At 73.4% G+C, this 15,227-nt stretch carries 12 protein-coding genes; 4 read left to right on the forward strand and 8 right to left on the reverse strand.

Annotated features, from left to right (window positions below):
* Positions 1-61: 61 nt before the first annotated feature.
* From ITX44_RS34140 to cobF, 3 genes are all read right to left on the reverse strand, one after another.
* Entirely contained in the window at positions 62-1,144 is a 1,083-nt protein-coding gene (locus ITX44_RS34140; RefSeq protein WP_205362706.1) for an ATP-binding protein, read from the reverse strand.
* A gap of 455 nt (positions 1,145-1,599) precedes the next feature.
* Positions 1,600-2,346, reverse strand: a complete 747-nt coding sequence (locus tag ITX44_RS34145) for a cobalt-precorrin-6A reductase (protein ID WP_205362708.1) — start codon at positions 2,344-2,346, stop codon at positions 1,600-1,602.
* Positions 2,346-3,233: a precorrin-6A synthase (deacetylating) gene (gene cobF / locus ITX44_RS34150; protein WP_205362710.1), complete on the reverse strand. Its 888-nt coding sequence runs from the start codon at positions 3,231-3,233 to the stop codon at positions 2,346-2,348. Before cobF ends, ITX44_RS34145 begins: the two co-directional genes overlap by 1 nt.
* A 252-nt stretch (positions 3,234-3,485) precedes the next feature.
* Here cobF and nicT point away from each other — a divergent pair, with 252 nt between their 5' ends.
* Positions 3,486-4,559, forward strand: a complete 1,074-nt coding sequence (gene nicT / locus ITX44_RS34155; RefSeq protein WP_205362897.1) for a Nickel transporter NicT — start codon at positions 3,486-3,488, stop codon at positions 4,557-4,559.
* 26 nt (positions 4,560-4,585) lie between these two features.
* Here the strand turns inward: nicT and ITX44_RS34160 are convergent, their stop codons facing one another.
* Both ITX44_RS34160 and ITX44_RS34165 read right to left on the reverse strand, forming a co-directional pair.
* A complete protein-coding gene (locus ITX44_RS34160) occupies positions 4,586-5,386 on the reverse strand; it encodes a putative protein N(5)-glutamine methyltransferase (protein WP_205362712.1) in 801 nt (266 codons plus the stop codon).
* Between the two features lie 215 nt (positions 5,387-5,601).
* Positions 5,602-8,067 (reverse strand): glycoside hydrolase family 2 protein, encoded by a 2,466-nt coding sequence (locus tag ITX44_RS34165; protein ID WP_205362714.1) that lies wholly within the window; start codon positions 8,065-8,067, stop codon positions 5,602-5,604.
* Between the two features lie 279 nt (positions 8,068-8,346).
* On the opposite strand from ITX44_RS34165, the gene ITX44_RS34170 reads away from it, so the two are divergent.
* Both ITX44_RS34170 and sigJ read left to right on the forward strand, forming a co-directional pair.
* Positions 8,347-9,444, forward strand: coding sequence for a baeRF3 domain-containing protein (locus ITX44_RS34170; RefSeq protein WP_205362898.1), 1,098 nt, complete (start codon positions 8,347-8,349; stop codon positions 9,442-9,444).
* A gap of 148 nt (positions 9,445-9,592) precedes the next feature.
* Positions 9,593-10,594 carry an RNA polymerase sigma factor SigJ gene (gene sigJ, locus ITX44_RS34175; RefSeq protein WP_372441072.1) on the forward strand — a complete coding sequence of 334 codons (1,002 nt, stop codon included), beginning with the start codon at positions 9,593-9,595 and terminating at the stop codon, positions 10,592-10,594.
* Between the two features lie 92 nt (positions 10,595-10,686).
* On the opposite strand, the gene ITX44_RS42430 is transcribed toward sigJ, so the two are convergent.
* Positions 10,687-11,994, reverse strand: coding sequence for a helix-turn-helix domain-containing protein (locus tag ITX44_RS42430; RefSeq protein WP_205362718.1), 1,308 nt, complete (start codon positions 11,992-11,994; stop codon positions 10,687-10,689).
* Between the two features lie 1,026 nt (positions 11,995-13,020).
* Positions 13,021-13,638 (reverse strand): SRPBCC family protein, encoded by a 618-nt coding sequence (locus ITX44_RS34185; RefSeq protein WP_205362719.1) that lies wholly within the window; start codon positions 13,636-13,638, stop codon positions 13,021-13,023.
* Between the two features lie 217 nt (positions 13,639-13,855).
* Here ITX44_RS34185 and ITX44_RS34190 point away from each other — a divergent pair, with 217 nt between their 5' ends.
* The gene (locus ITX44_RS34190; protein WP_205362720.1) at positions 13,856-14,320 is read left to right on the forward strand and encodes a universal stress protein; all 465 of its coding nucleotides are present in this window, start codon (positions 13,856-13,858) and stop codon (positions 14,318-14,320) included.
* A gap of 79 nt (positions 14,321-14,399) precedes the next feature.
* Here the strand turns inward: ITX44_RS34190 and ITX44_RS34195 are convergent, their stop codons facing one another.
* Positions 14,400-14,969, reverse strand: a complete 570-nt coding sequence (locus ITX44_RS34195) for a winged helix-turn-helix domain-containing protein (RefSeq protein ID WP_205362721.1) — start codon at positions 14,967-14,969, stop codon at positions 14,400-14,402.
* Between the last annotated feature and the right edge of the window lie 258 nt (positions 14,970-15,227).

Consider the following 15,227-nt stretch of genomic DNA (forward strand, 5'->3'; position numbering starts at 1 on the left):
CCTCGTCAACCCACCCCGTCGGCACGTCCCGTGACGCCGTTTCGGGTGCCGAAAGCACCCGTCACCGGTCCGACCGCACCCGCACCCGTTCCACCAAGGCGCCGGCCTGCTGCGGGTTCTCCTCCAGCCACGCCCCGAGGTGGTCCCGGACGGCCTCGGTGACGCAGGCGCGCACGGCGTCGCCGCCCAGCAGGCCGCGGGTGGCGCCGAGGAACTCGGGGTGGTCCAGCTTCACCGACACCACCGCCGTCAGGCCCGGTCCGATCCGGTCGGCGCTCGGGTCCGGCTCGCCGGCCGGCAGCAGGCGCCGCCGCCGGGCGTATGCGCCGAGCGCGGCTGCCACTCCGTCACGCAGACCCAGCAAGTGCGTGCCGCCCTCGGCAGTGGGCCGGCTGTTGGCGAAGCCGAGCACCTGCTCGTGACCGGGATCGCGCCATTGCAGGGCCGCTTCCACCGTCCCGGCCATCCGCGGGTCCTCGGCCTCGAATGCGATGACGCCGGTATGGGCAGCAGTCCCCGCCCGCGCGCCGAGGTGGGCGACGAAGTCCCGTACGCCGCCGGGGAAGTGGAACCGCAGCGAGTGAGGCCGGTCCGGGGTGCGCTCATCGGTCAGCGAGACGTCCAGGGCCCGGTTCAGGAAGGCCAGTTCCCTGAAACGCTCGGCCAGCACGGCGAAGGAGAACTGCGCCGTGCCGAAGATCTCGGCGTCGGGCCGGAACGTGATGGTGGTGCCGCTCCCGGTCGCCGGTCCCATCGCGGTGGCCGGGCCTGCCGCGATGCCGCGCGCGTACTCCTGCACCCACCGGGTACCCTCGCGCCGTATCTCGGCCGTCAGGCGGCTCGACAAGGCGTTGGTGACGCACGGTCCGATCCCGAACAGGCCCATGCCCACGGTCTGCCGGCCGCCCGGACCCGGGCCGGTCCGCACGCTGGTGAGCAGCGTCTCCAGGCCGGGGCCGCCGGTGTGTCCCGCACCTTCGACGGGGATGCCCGGACCGTCGTCGGCGACCCGTACCCCGCCTCCGGGGGTGAGCGTGATGCCGATACGGCCGGCGCGGCCGGCCAGCACCTCGTTCACGGCCAGGTCGGTGATCTCGAACACCAGCGGGTACAGGCCGCGCTCGCCGGTCGAACCGACATACATTCCCGGCCGCTTCCGGATCGCTTCCCGCGGCTCCAGAACCTGGATATGGGCGGCTTCGTACCTGCTCGCGTCCTCGCCCACGATCTGACCCTCCGCCTGTGTCCGGTAGCGCCCCCAGCCTAGCCGGATTCCGCAAAACCTCCAGGTCAGAGCGGGTTTGACGAGGGCGCGGACGGACGGGTGACCGCCTGTCGGCGGCCTGTCGGCCCATCAGGTCGCGGGTCGCGGTCACGTGCCGCGGCAGGCCCGCGACAGCCCTGTACGACCCTGTTCCGCGCGGACCGAAGGCCGCTGATTTCCCGGGCCGGCGGAAATGCCGTGGCAGCTCGGGCACCTGTACGCCGGCGCCTGACCGAAGTCGGTTTGCGCTTGCGAGGTCAGGGCGGCGGCCGGCGCACTGGCGGCCGCCCTGCCTGCTCGAACGGGTCGCACGCCGGCCGGTCCGGCGCCGGCCCTCATCGCTCGGGCAGGGCGCGCAGCCAGGCGAGCGCGGCGACCGGGTCGGGCGCAGTGGGGACGCCCGGCGGGAGCGGGGGGCGGGTCACGATCAGGACGGGAATCTCGGCCGCGCGGGCGGCGGCGAGTTTGGGGGCGGTGGCGGGGCCGCCGCTGTCCTTGGTGACCAGGACGTCGATGCGGTGCTCGCGCAGCAGCGCGCGCTCCCCCGCCAGGGTGAAAGGACCGCGGTCCAGGAGCAGGTGATGCCGTGACGGCAGCGGCGGGTCCGGCGGCTCGACGCTGCGGATGAGGAAGAACAGGCCCAGGCCGGCAAATGCGGCGAGGCCGCCGCGGCCGGTGGTCAGAAAGGCGCGGCTGCCGAGCCCCGGAAGCAGCGCCGCCGCCTCGGCCAGCCCGTCCACCAAGTGCCAGCGGTCACCGTCCCCCGCCGTCCAACCGGGCCGTCTCAGCACCAGCAGCGGAACCCCGGCATCGGCGGCGGCCACCACGGCCTGGGCGGTGATCCGCTCGGCGAACGGATGCGTGGCGTCCACCACGGCGTCCACCCGTTCCTCGCGCAGATACGCCACCAGGGCCGCCACTCCCCCGAAGCCCCCTGTCCGATGCCGCCCGGCCGCCGGCACGGGCGCGACCGTACGCCCGGCCAGCGAGGTGATCGCCTCCGTCCCGGGCTCCCCTTCGGCCACCATCCCGGCCAGCACCCGGGCCTCCCCGGTACCACCGAGAATCAGCACCCGCCGCATCAGCCCGGGCCGTCGGCCGAAGCCGAGCCGTCCCCGGACTCCCCGCTCACATCACCGGCCTCGCCCGGGCGCGCAGCGCCGGAACCCGGGCCGGACGCACCCTGCGGGCCCTCCACCCCTGCTGGTCCGAGCCTGCGCAGCAGATACGTGTCCATGATCCAGCCCTTGCGGGCGCGGGCCTGGTCGCGGGTGGTGCGGATGCGGTCGGCGACTTCGGTGAGGGGGCCGGAGATGAGGATCTCGTCGGGGGTGCCGAGGTAGGCGCCCCAGTAGATGTGGAGGTCGTGGTCGGTGAAGCGGGCGAAGGTCTGGTGGGCGTCGAGCATGACGACCAGGTCGTCCACGTCCGGGGGGAGGCCGGTGTCGGCGAGGCGGCGGCCGGTGGTGATCTGGACCGGGCGGCCGACCTGGTTCAGGCCGGTGCGGTGCCGGGCGGCCAGGGCGGAGACGCTGCTGATACCGGGGATCACGGTCCAGGTGAAGTCCGTGGTGCCGCGGGCGTGGACCTCCTGGAGGATGCCGAGCGTGCTGTCGTACAGGGCGGGGTCGCCCCACACCAGGAAGGCGCCGCGTTCGCCGTCGGCCAGTTCCTCGCCGATCAGCCGCTCGTAGACGTCGGCGCGGCGCCGGCGCCAGTCGTCGACGGCGGGCGCGTACCCGCGGGTGGGCGCGGTGCGGTCGCGGTCCGGGTCGCGGGCGACGGCCACCCGGTGGCCGGGGCGGGCGTGCCGGGCGAGCAGCAGTTCGCGCAGCCGGATCAGGTCCGCCTTCTCCTCGCCCTTGTCGAGCAGGAAGAACACGTCGGTGGCGGCCAGCGCGCGGACCGCCTGGAGGGTGAGCTGCTCGGGGTCGCCGGACCCGATGCCGATGACGTGGATCTCCTTCACGGGCGCTGAGTCTGGCACACCCACGGTGCCGGCAGAGGACGGGGCGACCGGCGGGACCGGTGTGATCGCCGGTGCATGAGAGCAGGTCGGCGGGGGTAGAGACGCACCGCCCAGCCTTATTGCGAGTCAGTTGCAATTAGTAGGATGCTGCGGCAAGGTTGTCCGCGCTGCCCGACGGAGGACGTACGCATGACGAGCACCACCGCCGCCCCGGCTCCGGCCGGCCGCGGCCGACGGCGGATTGCCGGGGCCATGACCCGGGCGGAGTGGATCCGGCTCGGCACCATGGCGGCATTCATTGTCGCGTTGCACGTCATCGGCTGGTTCACCCTGGTCGGCGTGGTGGCGCCGCGGCACTATCAGACCGGCACCGGCGTGTTCGGGGTGGGCATCGGGGTGACCGCCTACACGCTGGGCATGCGGCACGCCTTCGACGCCGACCACATCGCGGCGATCGACAACACCACCCGCAAGCTGATGGGCCAGGGCAAGCGCCCGCTGTCGGTGGGCTTCTGGTTCTCCCTCGGCCACTCCTCGATCGTGTTCGTGCTGGCGTTCCTGCTGTCGATCGGCGTGAAGTCGCTGGCCGGCCCGGTGGCCGACGACAACTCCAAGCTGCACGACGTCACGGGCTGGATCGGCACCACCGTCTCGGGCGCCTTCCTGTACCTGATCGCGTTCATCAACCTGCTGATCCTGGCCGGGATCTGGAAGGTGTTCCGGCGGATGCGGGAGGGCGACTTCGACGAGGCCGCGCTGGAGGAGCACCTCGACAAGCGCGGCTTCATGAACCGGCTGCTCGGCCGGGTCACCAAGTCCATCACCAAGCCGTGGCAGATGTACCCGCTGGGCCTGCTGTTCGGCCTGGGCTTCGACACGGCCACCGAGATCGCCCTGCTGGTGCTGGCCGGTTCCGGCGCGGCCTCCGGGCTGCCCTGGTACGCGATCCTGTGCCTGCCGGTGCTGTTCGCGGCCGGCATGTGCCTGCTGGACACCATCGACGGCTCGTTCATGAACTTCGCCTACGAGTGGGCGTTCTCCAAGCCGGTCCGCAAGGTCTACTACAACCTGACGATCACCGGCCTGTCGGTCGCGGTGGCCCTGATCATCGGCACGGTGGAGTTGCTCGGCCTGCTCTCGCAGAAGGCCGGGCTGCACGGGGCGTTCTGGGACTGGGTCGGCGGCATCGACCTCAACGTCGTCGGCTACGTGATCGTGGGGCTCTTCTTCGGCACCTGGGTGATCGCGCTGGCGGTGTGGAAGTTCGGCAACATCGAGGAGAAGTGGTCGGCGGGGCTGCGCCCGGCCCGGCAGCAGGCCGAGTGAGCCGCCCCGCCGGCCCGTTACGGGGATTACGGCCTGGTGCCGGTGACCACGGTCGCGCCCAGTTCGTCGTCCTCGGCGACCCGCGGCGCGAGCCCGGCGGCCCGTACGATCCGCACGGCCTCCCGCGCCTGCCGTTCACCGGTCTCGAACAGCAGGGTCCCGCCGGGCGCGAGCCAGCCGGCCGCCTCGGCAGCCACCTTGCGGAGCATGTCCAGGCCGTCGGGTCCACCGTCGAGGGCGATCAGGGCCTCGTGGTCGCGGGCCTCGGCCGGCAGCAGGCCGATCGAACCGGTGGGCACGTAGGGGACGTTGGCGGCCAGGACCCGGACCCGGCCGCGCAGGCGCGCGGGCACCGCGGCGAACAGGTCGCCCTCGTGGGCGGTGCCGCCGTACGGCGCGATGTTCCGGCGGGCGCAGGCGACGGCCGCCGGATCGAGGTCGGCGGCGTGCAGTTCGACCTCACCGAGGGCGGCGGCGAGCGCGGCGCCGACCGCGCCGGAGCCGCAGCACAGGTCGAGCACGACCGGCCGGGTGCCGGGCGCCGGGTCGGGTGCGGCCAGGGCGGTGCGGACCAGGAATTCGGTGCGGCGGCGCGGCACGAAGACCCCGGGGTCCACGGCGACGCGCAGCCCGCAGAACTCGGCCCACCCGACGACGTGTTCCAGCGGGAATCCGGCGGCGCGGCGCGCCACCATGGCGTCGAGTTCCCGCGGGGTGCGGGCGGCGGAGATCAGGAGCTGTGCCTCGTCCTCGGCGAAGACACATCCGGCCGCCCGGAGCGCGGCGGTGACGGTGGTCGCGATGTCGGGCGTATCGGACTGCGGCATGGACGGTGACGACAAGAAGAACGCCTTTCGGGGAGCGTCTTCGGGCGCTCCCCGGCCCGGGCGCGGCGCTGTCGGATCAGACCGCGGGACCGTACGGCGGGAGCACCCGCTGCGAACGTGCGGTGATGGATCCCACCTCCTCGGTCGTGGCCGGCTCGCGCGCACATTGCGCGCGAACTCGCAGCTTACCCCACCCGGGCCGGGTCCCGCGGTCGTCAGCCGAGGGACGACGTGACCGCCGAGTTGACGCAGAACAGCGCGGCCGCCGCCGCGTCCGCGTCGGGGGTATCCCAGCCGCGGACGGTCACGGTGACGCTCTCGCCGGGCAGCAGGGTGACCAGGCCGCGGTCGGCGCGGGCGGCCGGGGCCAGCCGGTCGGCCTGGAGCAGCAGGTCGCGCAGCAGGGTGCGGGCGGTGACGGTGACCTCGGCGGTGCCGCCGCCGAGGTCGGTGACCGTCACCTCGTAGCCGGGCGCGGGCCAGGCCGTGTCCTTGTCGGCGGCGGGGAACCACCAGGCCCGCTCGTCGCCCGCGGTCACGGTGAGCAGTTCGGTGCCGTCTTCCGGTCGCAGGCCCGGCGGTACGGGCAGGGTGGCGACGGCGTCGGCGGCCGCGGTGAACGGCAGCCGGGCCTCGGCGCGTACGACGCCGTCCAGGCCCACCAGGCGCAGCACCGCGGTGCCGGTCCAGTCCCGTGAGCCGTTGTTGACCAGGGCCGCGACCGGGCCGTCCGGCCGCCGCTGCACGGTCAGCAGCCGGTCCGCGTACAGCCGCTCGATCTCGTGGTAGAGCGGTTTCTCGCGTTCGTCGCCGTCCACGGCGGCCCAGGAGGTCACCGGCCAGCAGTCGTTGAGCTGCCAGACGATCGTGCCCGCGCACAGCGGCCAGTGGGAGCGCCAGTGCTCGATGCCGGTGGCGATGGCCCGGGCCTGGTTGACCTGGGTGAGGTAGTGCCAGGTGTCGAAGTCGGCGGGCACCGGGAAGTGGTGGGCCAGGCCGCGGGCCAGTTTGCCGTTGCCGTCGCCGGCCTTCTGGTGGTGGAGCATGCCGGGCGAGTCGGGGGTGAGCGGGTCGTCGGCGATGGCGCGGCGCACGGTGGCGTACGCGGGCGGGGCCTGCCAGCCGAATTCGGCGACGAACCGCGGGACACTGTCCAGGTAGGCGGTGTAGTCCAGCCGGTTCCACACGTCCCAGGAGTGGGCGGTGCCGTGCGCGGGGTCGTTGGGGTGGTGCCGCCAGGAGCCGGACCAGGGGCTGCCGGCCCAGTACGGCCGGGTCGGGTCGGTCTCGGCCACGATCCGGGGCAGCAGGCCCAGGTAGTAGCCCTCCCCCCAGGACTCGCCGGCCAGGGTGTCGGCCCAGTCCCAGTCGCGGAAGCCCCACAGGTTCTCGTTGTTGCCGTTCCACAGCGCCAGGCTCGGGTGCGGGGCGAGCCGGGCGACGTTCTCCCGCGCCTCGGCCTCGACCTCGCCGCGCAGTGGCTGTTCCTCGGGGTAGGCGGCGCAGGCGAACGGGAAGTCCTGCCAGACCAGCAGGCCGAGTTCGTCGCACACGTCGTAGAAGTCGTCGCTCTCGTAGAGGCCGCCGCCCCACACCCGGACCAGGTTCACCCCGGCGGCCGCGGCCTGACCGAGGCGGCGGCGGTAGCGGGCGGCGTCGACGCGGGTGGGCAGCACGTCGTCGGGGATCCAGTTGACGCCGCGGGCGAACAGCGGGGCGCCGTTGACGACCAGGGTGAAGGGGGTGCCGTGCGCGTCGGGGGCGGTGTCGAGGGCCACCGTGCGGAAGCCGATCCGGCGCTGCCAGCGGTCCAGCGGCGTGTCGCCGTCGAGCAGGGTGACCTCGCAGTCGTACAGCGGCTGTCCGCCCCGGCCGCGCGGCCACCACAGCAGCGGGTCGGGCACGTGGGCGGTGACGGAGTAGCGGTCGGCGCCGGCCGGGATGTCGGCGGTCGTCTCGGTCTCCCCCACCCGCAGGCGTACGGTCAGCGGCCGATCGGAGGCGGTGCGCTCCAGGTCCAGCCGGGCCTCGACGTGGCCGCCGTCGGCGTCCACGGTGACCAGCGGGACGACCTGGGACAGCCGGGCCACCGACCAGCGCTCGATCCGCACCGGCCGCCAGATCCCGGCGGTGACCAGGGTCGGCCCCCAGTCCCAGCCGAAGGAGCAGGCCATCTTGCGGATGTACTGGAAGGGCTCGGGGTAGGCGTTGGGCCGCTCGCCGACCAGGTCGCGCACCCGCTCGGCCTCGGTGTAGGCGGAGGTGAAGGTCACCTGGAGCGGGGCGCCCGCGGTGTGCGGCAGGCCGGTGAGGTCGAAGCGGTGTCCGCGGTGCATGTTGCGGGTGGTGCCGAGGACGGTGCCGCCCAGGCGTATCTCGGCGACCGTGTCGAGGCCGTCGAAGACCAGGTCGGTGCGCTCGTGGCCGTCGCCGGCGGCGGCCGGGAGGGGCGTCTCGTACGTCCAGTCGGCGCGGCCGACCCAGGCGGCGTCGGTCTCGTTGCGGTCCAGGAAGGGGTCGGCGAGCAGTCCGACGGCCATCAGGTCGGTGTGCACGCAGCCCGGGACTGCGGCGGGGACGCTCTCCCCGGCGCTGCCCGCGAGGATGTCCGGCGGTCCGCCGGGCAGGCTGTCCGGGAGCAGCAGCCTCCAGCCGTCGGCGACCGGCGTGACGTCCTTCATGGGCTGCTCCTCGGGGTGCGGCTGCGGGTCGGGCCGGGTGCGCCGGCCGACTGGGCGGTTAAACGGTAAAGCACCGTTGTCCCTGTTTGGAAGCGTCTCCGGGCATGGAAGCGGGAAGTTCGCTGAACCGAGCCAGCGGGCGTCCGGGCGGTGCTCGCGGCGCCGGGCTGCGGCTGCGGAAGCGGGCGTATTGATATATCCATGAAGGGACACAAGAGACCTGCGAAGGGAAAACAGGGCCCACGCACGCCGTCGCCGGAAAGGTCCGCCATGCCGTCCATGCACCAGCCGCTGACCCCCGCCGCCCTCGCCGAGCTGCGGCGCCCGCGCAAGTACCCGGCCGTGTCGGTGCTGCTCCCCACCCACCGGCGGGAGCCGGACAACGCGCAGGACTCCGTACGGCTGCGCAACCTCCTGGAGGAGGCCAAGAACGCCGTGCACCACGATCCGGAGGTCTCCCGGACCGACCGGATCGACGTGATCGGGCAGCTCGACCAGGCCGGCGGCGAGGTGGACCTGACGTACGCCGAGGACGGGCTGGCGATCTTCGCGGCGCCCGGTGAGCACCACGTGTGGTCGCTGGACCGCTCGGTGCCGCCGCGGGTGCTGCTGGCGCAGACCTTCCTGACCCGCAACCTGGTCGCCGCGCACGCCGCCAACCAGCCGTTCTGGGCGCTGGCGGTGTCCGCGGACGTGGCCACGATGTGGAGCGGCGGACGGGGCCGACCGCTGGAGCGGTTCGGCGGCGGTTTCCCGGTGCACCGCCCGGAACTCGACTTCGACCCGGAGCGGCAGGAGCGCATCGGCGACATGCCGAGCACGTTCAGCGACGAGGAGACCCGGCGCTTCCTGCGCGAGGTCACCGAGGCCACCGCCGCCGTCCAGGCGTCCGATCCGCGGCCGCTGTACGTCATCGGTGACGTGGAGGCGCTGGCCGCGCTCGGCGACGCGGGGCCGGTGATCGCCGAGGCCGCGGTCCGGATCAACCACGGCGGGCTGGCCGAGGGGCCGGGCGAGGCGCTGCGCAAGGTGCTGAACGACGCGGCCCGGGCCCGGGACCGGGAGCAGATCACGGCGGTGCTCGGCGACCTGGACGAGGCCCGGGGCCGCAAGTCCTTCGCGGGCGGGGTGGACGAGGTGTGGCAGTCGGTCACCGAGGGCCGCGCGGCGCTGGTCGCCATCGAGGACGACTTCCGGGCCACGGTCCGCGACGACGGGGAGCACCTGGTGCCGGCCGGCTCGGACGAGCGCGGCGCCCGCGAGGACATCGTCGACGAGATCGCCGAGCAGGCCCTGGACACCGGCGCCCGGGTGCACTTCGTGCCCGACGGCATGCTGGAGAACTCCGGTCACATCGCGGCGGTGCTGCGCTACTGACCCCGGCCGGTCGTCGGGAGTGCGGGCCGTACCGCCGCGTACGATCGTGTGAGCCGCGCCACTTTCGGCGCGGTGGATGTCACACCGGGCCGTGTCGTGCCCCTCCCGGGGGAAAGCCCCGCGGGGCGTGACGTACGGGAGGTCCGACGTGTCCGAGGTGCCCGGGGTGTCCGGCGGTCCGGAGCGGCGCCTGGCGGCCGCTGACGAAGCGGCGACCGAGGTGTTCACGGCGCACCGGGAACTGCTGTTCTCGGTGGTCTACAACATGCTCGGCAGCGTGGCCGACACGGAGGACGTGCTCCAGGAGACCTGGCTGGCGTGGCACCGGCGGGCGGCGCGGCCGGACGGTGAGGACGTCGGCAATCCGCGGGCGTACCTGGTGCGCGTCGCGGTCAACCAGGGACTGGCGCGGCAGGCTGCCATCAGCCGGCGCCGGGAGACGTACGTCGGGCCGTGGCTGCCGGAGCCGCTGCTCACCGGCGGGCCCGGCCTGCGGGAGGACGGCGCGGGCCCGGCGCAGGCCGCCGACGCGGCGGAGCCGGCGCTGCGCGCGGAGTCGGTGTCGATGGCGCTGCTGGTGGTGCTGGAGACGCTGACCCCGCTGGAGCGCGCGGTGTTCGTGCTGTTCGAGGTGTTCGGCTACAGCCACACCGAGATCGCCGGCATCCTGGACCGCACGCCGGCCGCGGTCCGGCAGCTCGCCCACCGGGCCCGTGAGCACGTACGCGCCCGCCGGCCGCGGTACCGGGCCGATCCGCGGGTGCGGCGGCAGGTCACCGAGCGGTTCGTCGCGGCGGCGCTCGGCGGCGACCTGGCCGGGCTGATGAGCCTGCTGGCGCCGGACGTGACGCTGTGGACGGACGGCGGCGGCAAGGCCCGCAGCGCGCCGCGCCCGGTGCGCGGCCGCGACAAGGTGGCCCGCACGCTGAGCGGTTACGCCGCCAAGCGCCTGCCGGGGACGCTCGACATCCAGTACCGGCAGGTCAACGGCGACCCGTCGGCCGTGGTCTTCTCCGGCGACTCGCCGTACGCGGTGATGGTGATCGACCTCGATCCGGACGCCGACACGGTCACCGACGTCTACGTGGTCACCAACCCCGACAAGCTCTCCGGGATGCGCCCGGAGAGCGAGGCCGGCGAGCGGCGCTGAGGCGTGCGGTGCCTGCCGGACGGCCTCGTCCGGCAGGCACCGTGGCGCTGTCCCGGTGCCGTCGTCGGTGTCGGCCCGGGTGGGAGCGGCGCTCAGGCCTTGGCGGTCATCCGCCGTGCGGGGGCCTGCGCCCCGGGGGCCGAGCGGACGTGGTGCCGTACGAAGGCACGCACGTGGCGGAGCATGCGGTACTCGTAGCGCGGGCCGCGGCGCACCTGGAGGAAGGAGGCGTCGGCCAGCTCGGCGAGCAGGCAGACGGTCTCGGTCCGGGTGAACTCCGGTTCCCAGGCGGCCAGTTCGGGTCCGTCGCTGGCGACGGGGTCCGGCGCGGCGGCGAGCCGGGTCATGAACTGCCGCTGTCGCTGGGTGAGCATGGCCCAGCTCCATTCCAGGCTGCCGCGCAGCGAGCGCTGATGCGGCTGCACGGAGAAGTCCGGGATGCCCAGGAGCTCCAGCAGGTGCTCGGGGGACAGCAGGGTGGTGGCCGGTACGCTGCGCAGCCGGTGGGCCGCGAATTCGATCAGCCGGGGCATCCCGTCCAGTTCCTGGCACAGGGCCCGTATCACGTCCGGCGACCCGGTCAGGTCGTGGTCCAGCGCGCTGCTGGCCAGCCGGCGGTGCAGCAACTGGACGGCGCTGTCCAGCGGCAGGGGTGCGGCTTCCCAGATCCTCGCCTCGGGCAGGACCGGGGGGCGCCGGGTGGTCAGGATCATCCGCAGGTCCGGCCAGGCGCCGCGCAGGTGTTCCACCAGCAGGGCGGTGGCCTGCGGAAGGTGCTCGGTGGTGTCCAGCACCAGCAGGGCCGGAGCGGCGCCCTGCGGCTGCTGTTCGTCGCCCAGGACCTCGGTCACCGCCTGGCGGGCGGCCGCCAGTGCGGTGGGACCGTCGCCGGTGGGCTGTCCGGGTACGATCCGGCCGAGTTGGACCACGGCCACGAAGCCGCGCAGGCCGGCCGCGGCGCGTTCGGCGACGGCCAGGGCGAGCCGGGTCTTGCCGACTCCGCCCGGGCCGGTGATGACGGTGACGGGGTTGCCGGTCACCAGGTCACACAGCCGGTCCAGGTCGCCGTCCCGGCCGACGAGCGTCGTGCGCGGCGGCCGTGGGCCGCGCCAGCGGGCCTGTGGGCCCGCCGTGCCGCCGGCCGCCACCGCCACGACGGGCACCGCGACCGGGACGGTAACGGAACCCCGCTGCGGGATGGCCGCGGTCTCCTCGCCCCTGCCCCGCAGTTCCGGATCGAGTACCGAGAACAGCAGGTCGAGGGAGCTGCGCCGGGGGCTCTGTATTCGCCCCCGCTCCAGATTGCGTATCGTGCGCACGCTGATTCCGGAACGCACGGAGAGTTCTTCCTGGGTCCAGCCGCGCTGGGTTCTCAGGGCAAGCAGTAAGTCGCTTCTCATGCCGGCACCTCCCCGTCGGAGCGGGGTGGCCGGGACGGCCCGGCGGGATTGCCGGACAAAGGTCTGAACCTGTGAAAAATCTGGCCCGAATCATCTGACACGGTTTCATGCCCCCCTAGATATTCGCTCGCATGTCTGTCTGCACTCCCCGGTCATTTGTCAGTAGTGCGTCATGGGCGAAACAGCGAGGGTCCCCGTCCCCCACAGCGCCCCATCAGGTGAAAGGCAAGGTTCACGCCCCTGGTCGCCGCGGCTCGGGCGCCGGACCGCGCCCGCGGCCGCTCGACCGCGCCGCATCATGGCACGGGGGATCAAGGGCGGACGAGTACCGCCCGGCAAGTGGTTTTCCGGCCGCCGCGGCGGCTGCCGGTCACCCGGCTGAACCCTGACCAGTACCGGTTGTTGCCCGGGCAGGCTCGAGGGGCAGTCTTGCCCGGCCTTCGCTTGACCAATATTTTGCAAAGTTGACGTGAATACGCACGCCAAGCTATGCGAGTAGATGTCGGCTTGATGGCGTTTTGCCGAGTGGCGCAGATCACATCCACTTCGGACCGCTACTGCGCGGTGGCGCAGCGCTCAGCCTGCCGGGACCCCGTCGCGACCGCACCGGCAGCCCCCGCGGGGCGCCGGCCGGGCGGGCCGGAAATGGTCGCCCCCGACAAATGCCGGTGTTCGACTGCGACCGAATTCCCGCCCTCATAGCGGCAATTCGGCGGAATATCCAGGTGATGTCCGGACACGCAGGTGAGACCGGAAGGGGCACGACCGGCAGGGCACACGCAACCCTTCCGGCCACCGGCTGGAAACGCTCATTTACGGTCGGCCACGGTCACTCAGGGAACCGCGAGCGGACATGCGGGAATTCCGCGCACATGACGTACACACAACGCACACAAGTGGAAGCCCCGGCCGGGACGGGGGAACCTGGCCGGGGCGGTCAGTCGGCGGGCAGGCCGGCGCGGCATCGCCGCACGCAAGGCCTCGAGGGCGCGTGACTCGCGCCTACTCGCGAGTATAGTTTAACACTCAATGAGCGTAGTCGAAACCGTTCGGTACCCCTGACGGCACGGGAGCGCCCCCCGGGGCGGCAGCGGCGCTCTGCACCGGCGACGGGGACGGCGTGGCCGCGGCGGGGGCCAGCGCGGCAGGAGCGGGCGCCAAGGCGGCCGGCTGGACCGCGGTCACGGTCGCGGTCGCGGCGGGCAGCACGCCGCCCAGCAGCTCGCAGAACTTGCTGCCGTCGGTCGGCAGGTCGCGCCGCCAGGCCATCGCCACAACGGGCGCCAGCAGCGCCAGGGCGGCGGTGAGCCGGCTGTTGACCGACAGCCGCACCAGAGTGCCGTCGGCGTGCGGGAAGAGATCGAAGCCGTACACCGGCACCTGGCTGCCCAGCGGGCCCCACATCCGCTGGCCCCGGAAGGCTATCCGCCGGCAGGGCTGGAAGTCGGAGCACACCAGCTGGTGGGTGCGATGCCGGCCGGGAAATCGGTAGCGATACCGGGCGTCGGCGCCGGGAGCCACGTACGCGGGATCGACGGAGGCGACGCCCGAGCTCCACAGGGCCAGATTGCGGGCGTCGGCGAGGAAGTCGAAGACCTCCGCGGTCGTCCTCGGCACGAACACGTTCGCGGACACGCTCGGCATCAAAAACCTCCCCGGTAGCGGCGTGGGGCGGCCGGCCGTGCCCACGGGCCGCGGACCTCACGGTGCGTGCGCCGGGCGGGGCATCGGCCGCCTGTTTCACTCCTCTCCGAAAGCGTGCCCCGCAAAAGTGCGCATGTCGTGGCAATAGGTCCGTTCGGGTGAGAACGCTCCGTGTCCGGGGGTGAGAGCTCAGGCCATGGGCCGATAGCCTGACCTTGTGGAAGAGCAGCAGGTGCCCACCACGTTCGAACGCGGTACGGACGGGCCCAAGGTGATCGTCGCCGGACTGGACGGCTCGGAATCCTCCTGGCGGGCGGCCGCCTACGCGGCGGGTCTCGCGCGCCGGCAGCATGCCCTGCTCGCCCTGGTGTACGTCCAGCCCTATCTGCCGGGCGGAGCCGCCATGGGCGTGCCGGTGTCGGACGCCGAGACCGGGATGGCCCAGCAGTTGCTGGCGGAGATATGGGAGGCCGTGGAGCGGCTCCAGGGCGCCTTCCACGTGCGCTGGGAGTTCCACACCTTCCGCGGCGACCCGTACAACGGCCTGGCGATGGCCGCCGACCAGCTCACCGCGGACGCCGTGGTGGTGGGCGCCTCCGAGCGCGCCGGGCACCGGCTGATCGGCTCGGTGGCGGTGCGCCTGGTGAAGACCGGGCGGTGGCCCGTCACGGTCGTGCCGTGACGGACGCACCGCCCGTCGGTCCGCGGGCCGTGGCTCTGCGGGCCGTGATTCGGTTGGCCGTGGTTCGGTTGGCCGTGGTTCAGCGGGCCTGGGGCGCGTACTTGTAGCCGACGCGGCGCACCGTCACGATGCTGCCGCGGTGCTCGGCCCCCAGCTTGCGGCGCAACCGGGCGATGTGCACGTCCACCGTTCGGCCGTCGCCCACATGGCCGTACCCCCAGACCGTGGTGACGAGCTGGTCGCGGGAGTGCACCCGGTGCGGGTGGGCGACGAGGTGGGCCAGCAGTTCGAACTCCAGGTAGGTCAGGTCCAGCGCCCGGCCGTCCACCGCGGCGGTGCGCCGCTCCTGGTCGATCCGGACCGCGGGCAGGGCCTGCGGCGGCTCGGCGGGCGGGGGCGCGGCGTTCGGCGCGTGCTCGGCCGGCACCAGCACCAGGTAGCCGACCATCGGGGCGCCGCCCGCGACAGTGGGCAGGACGTGGCCGGGGGCGGGCATCCACGTGGCGCCGGGCGGCAGGAAGTCGGGGGCGGGCGGGGCCTCGTCGGGCCGGACGGCCCGCAGCCGCTGCCGGCCGGCGGGGGCTGCCGCGGCGGGCGCGGGACCCGGCGCAGTCGTGGTCAGGGACTGGACGTGCGGGACGTTCGACATGGTTTCGGCTCTTTCGCGCGAAGGGTCGTGGGACGCCGTGGTGCGCGGGACCGGTCGCTGGCGACGCGGGGGGCGGCGGCCGGCCGGAAGGCCGGGGCCGCGGCCGGGTGCGTGGGGCTCAGCAGCAGACGCGGGTCCGCGCGGGGATCGCGCGACAACACCGGCGGTCGAAGTGGTACTCCTGCCGGGACGGCCAGAAGGGCTCGAGGTCGTTACGACCTGTCCCGGTGTCAGTAGTGCTGGCCATGTCCCCCATTG

Source organism: Actinacidiphila acididurans (genome assembly GCF_016918855.1).
GTDB classification, from domain to species: domain Bacteria; phylum Actinomycetota; class Actinomycetes; order Streptomycetales; family Streptomycetaceae; genus Actinacidiphila; species Actinacidiphila acididurans.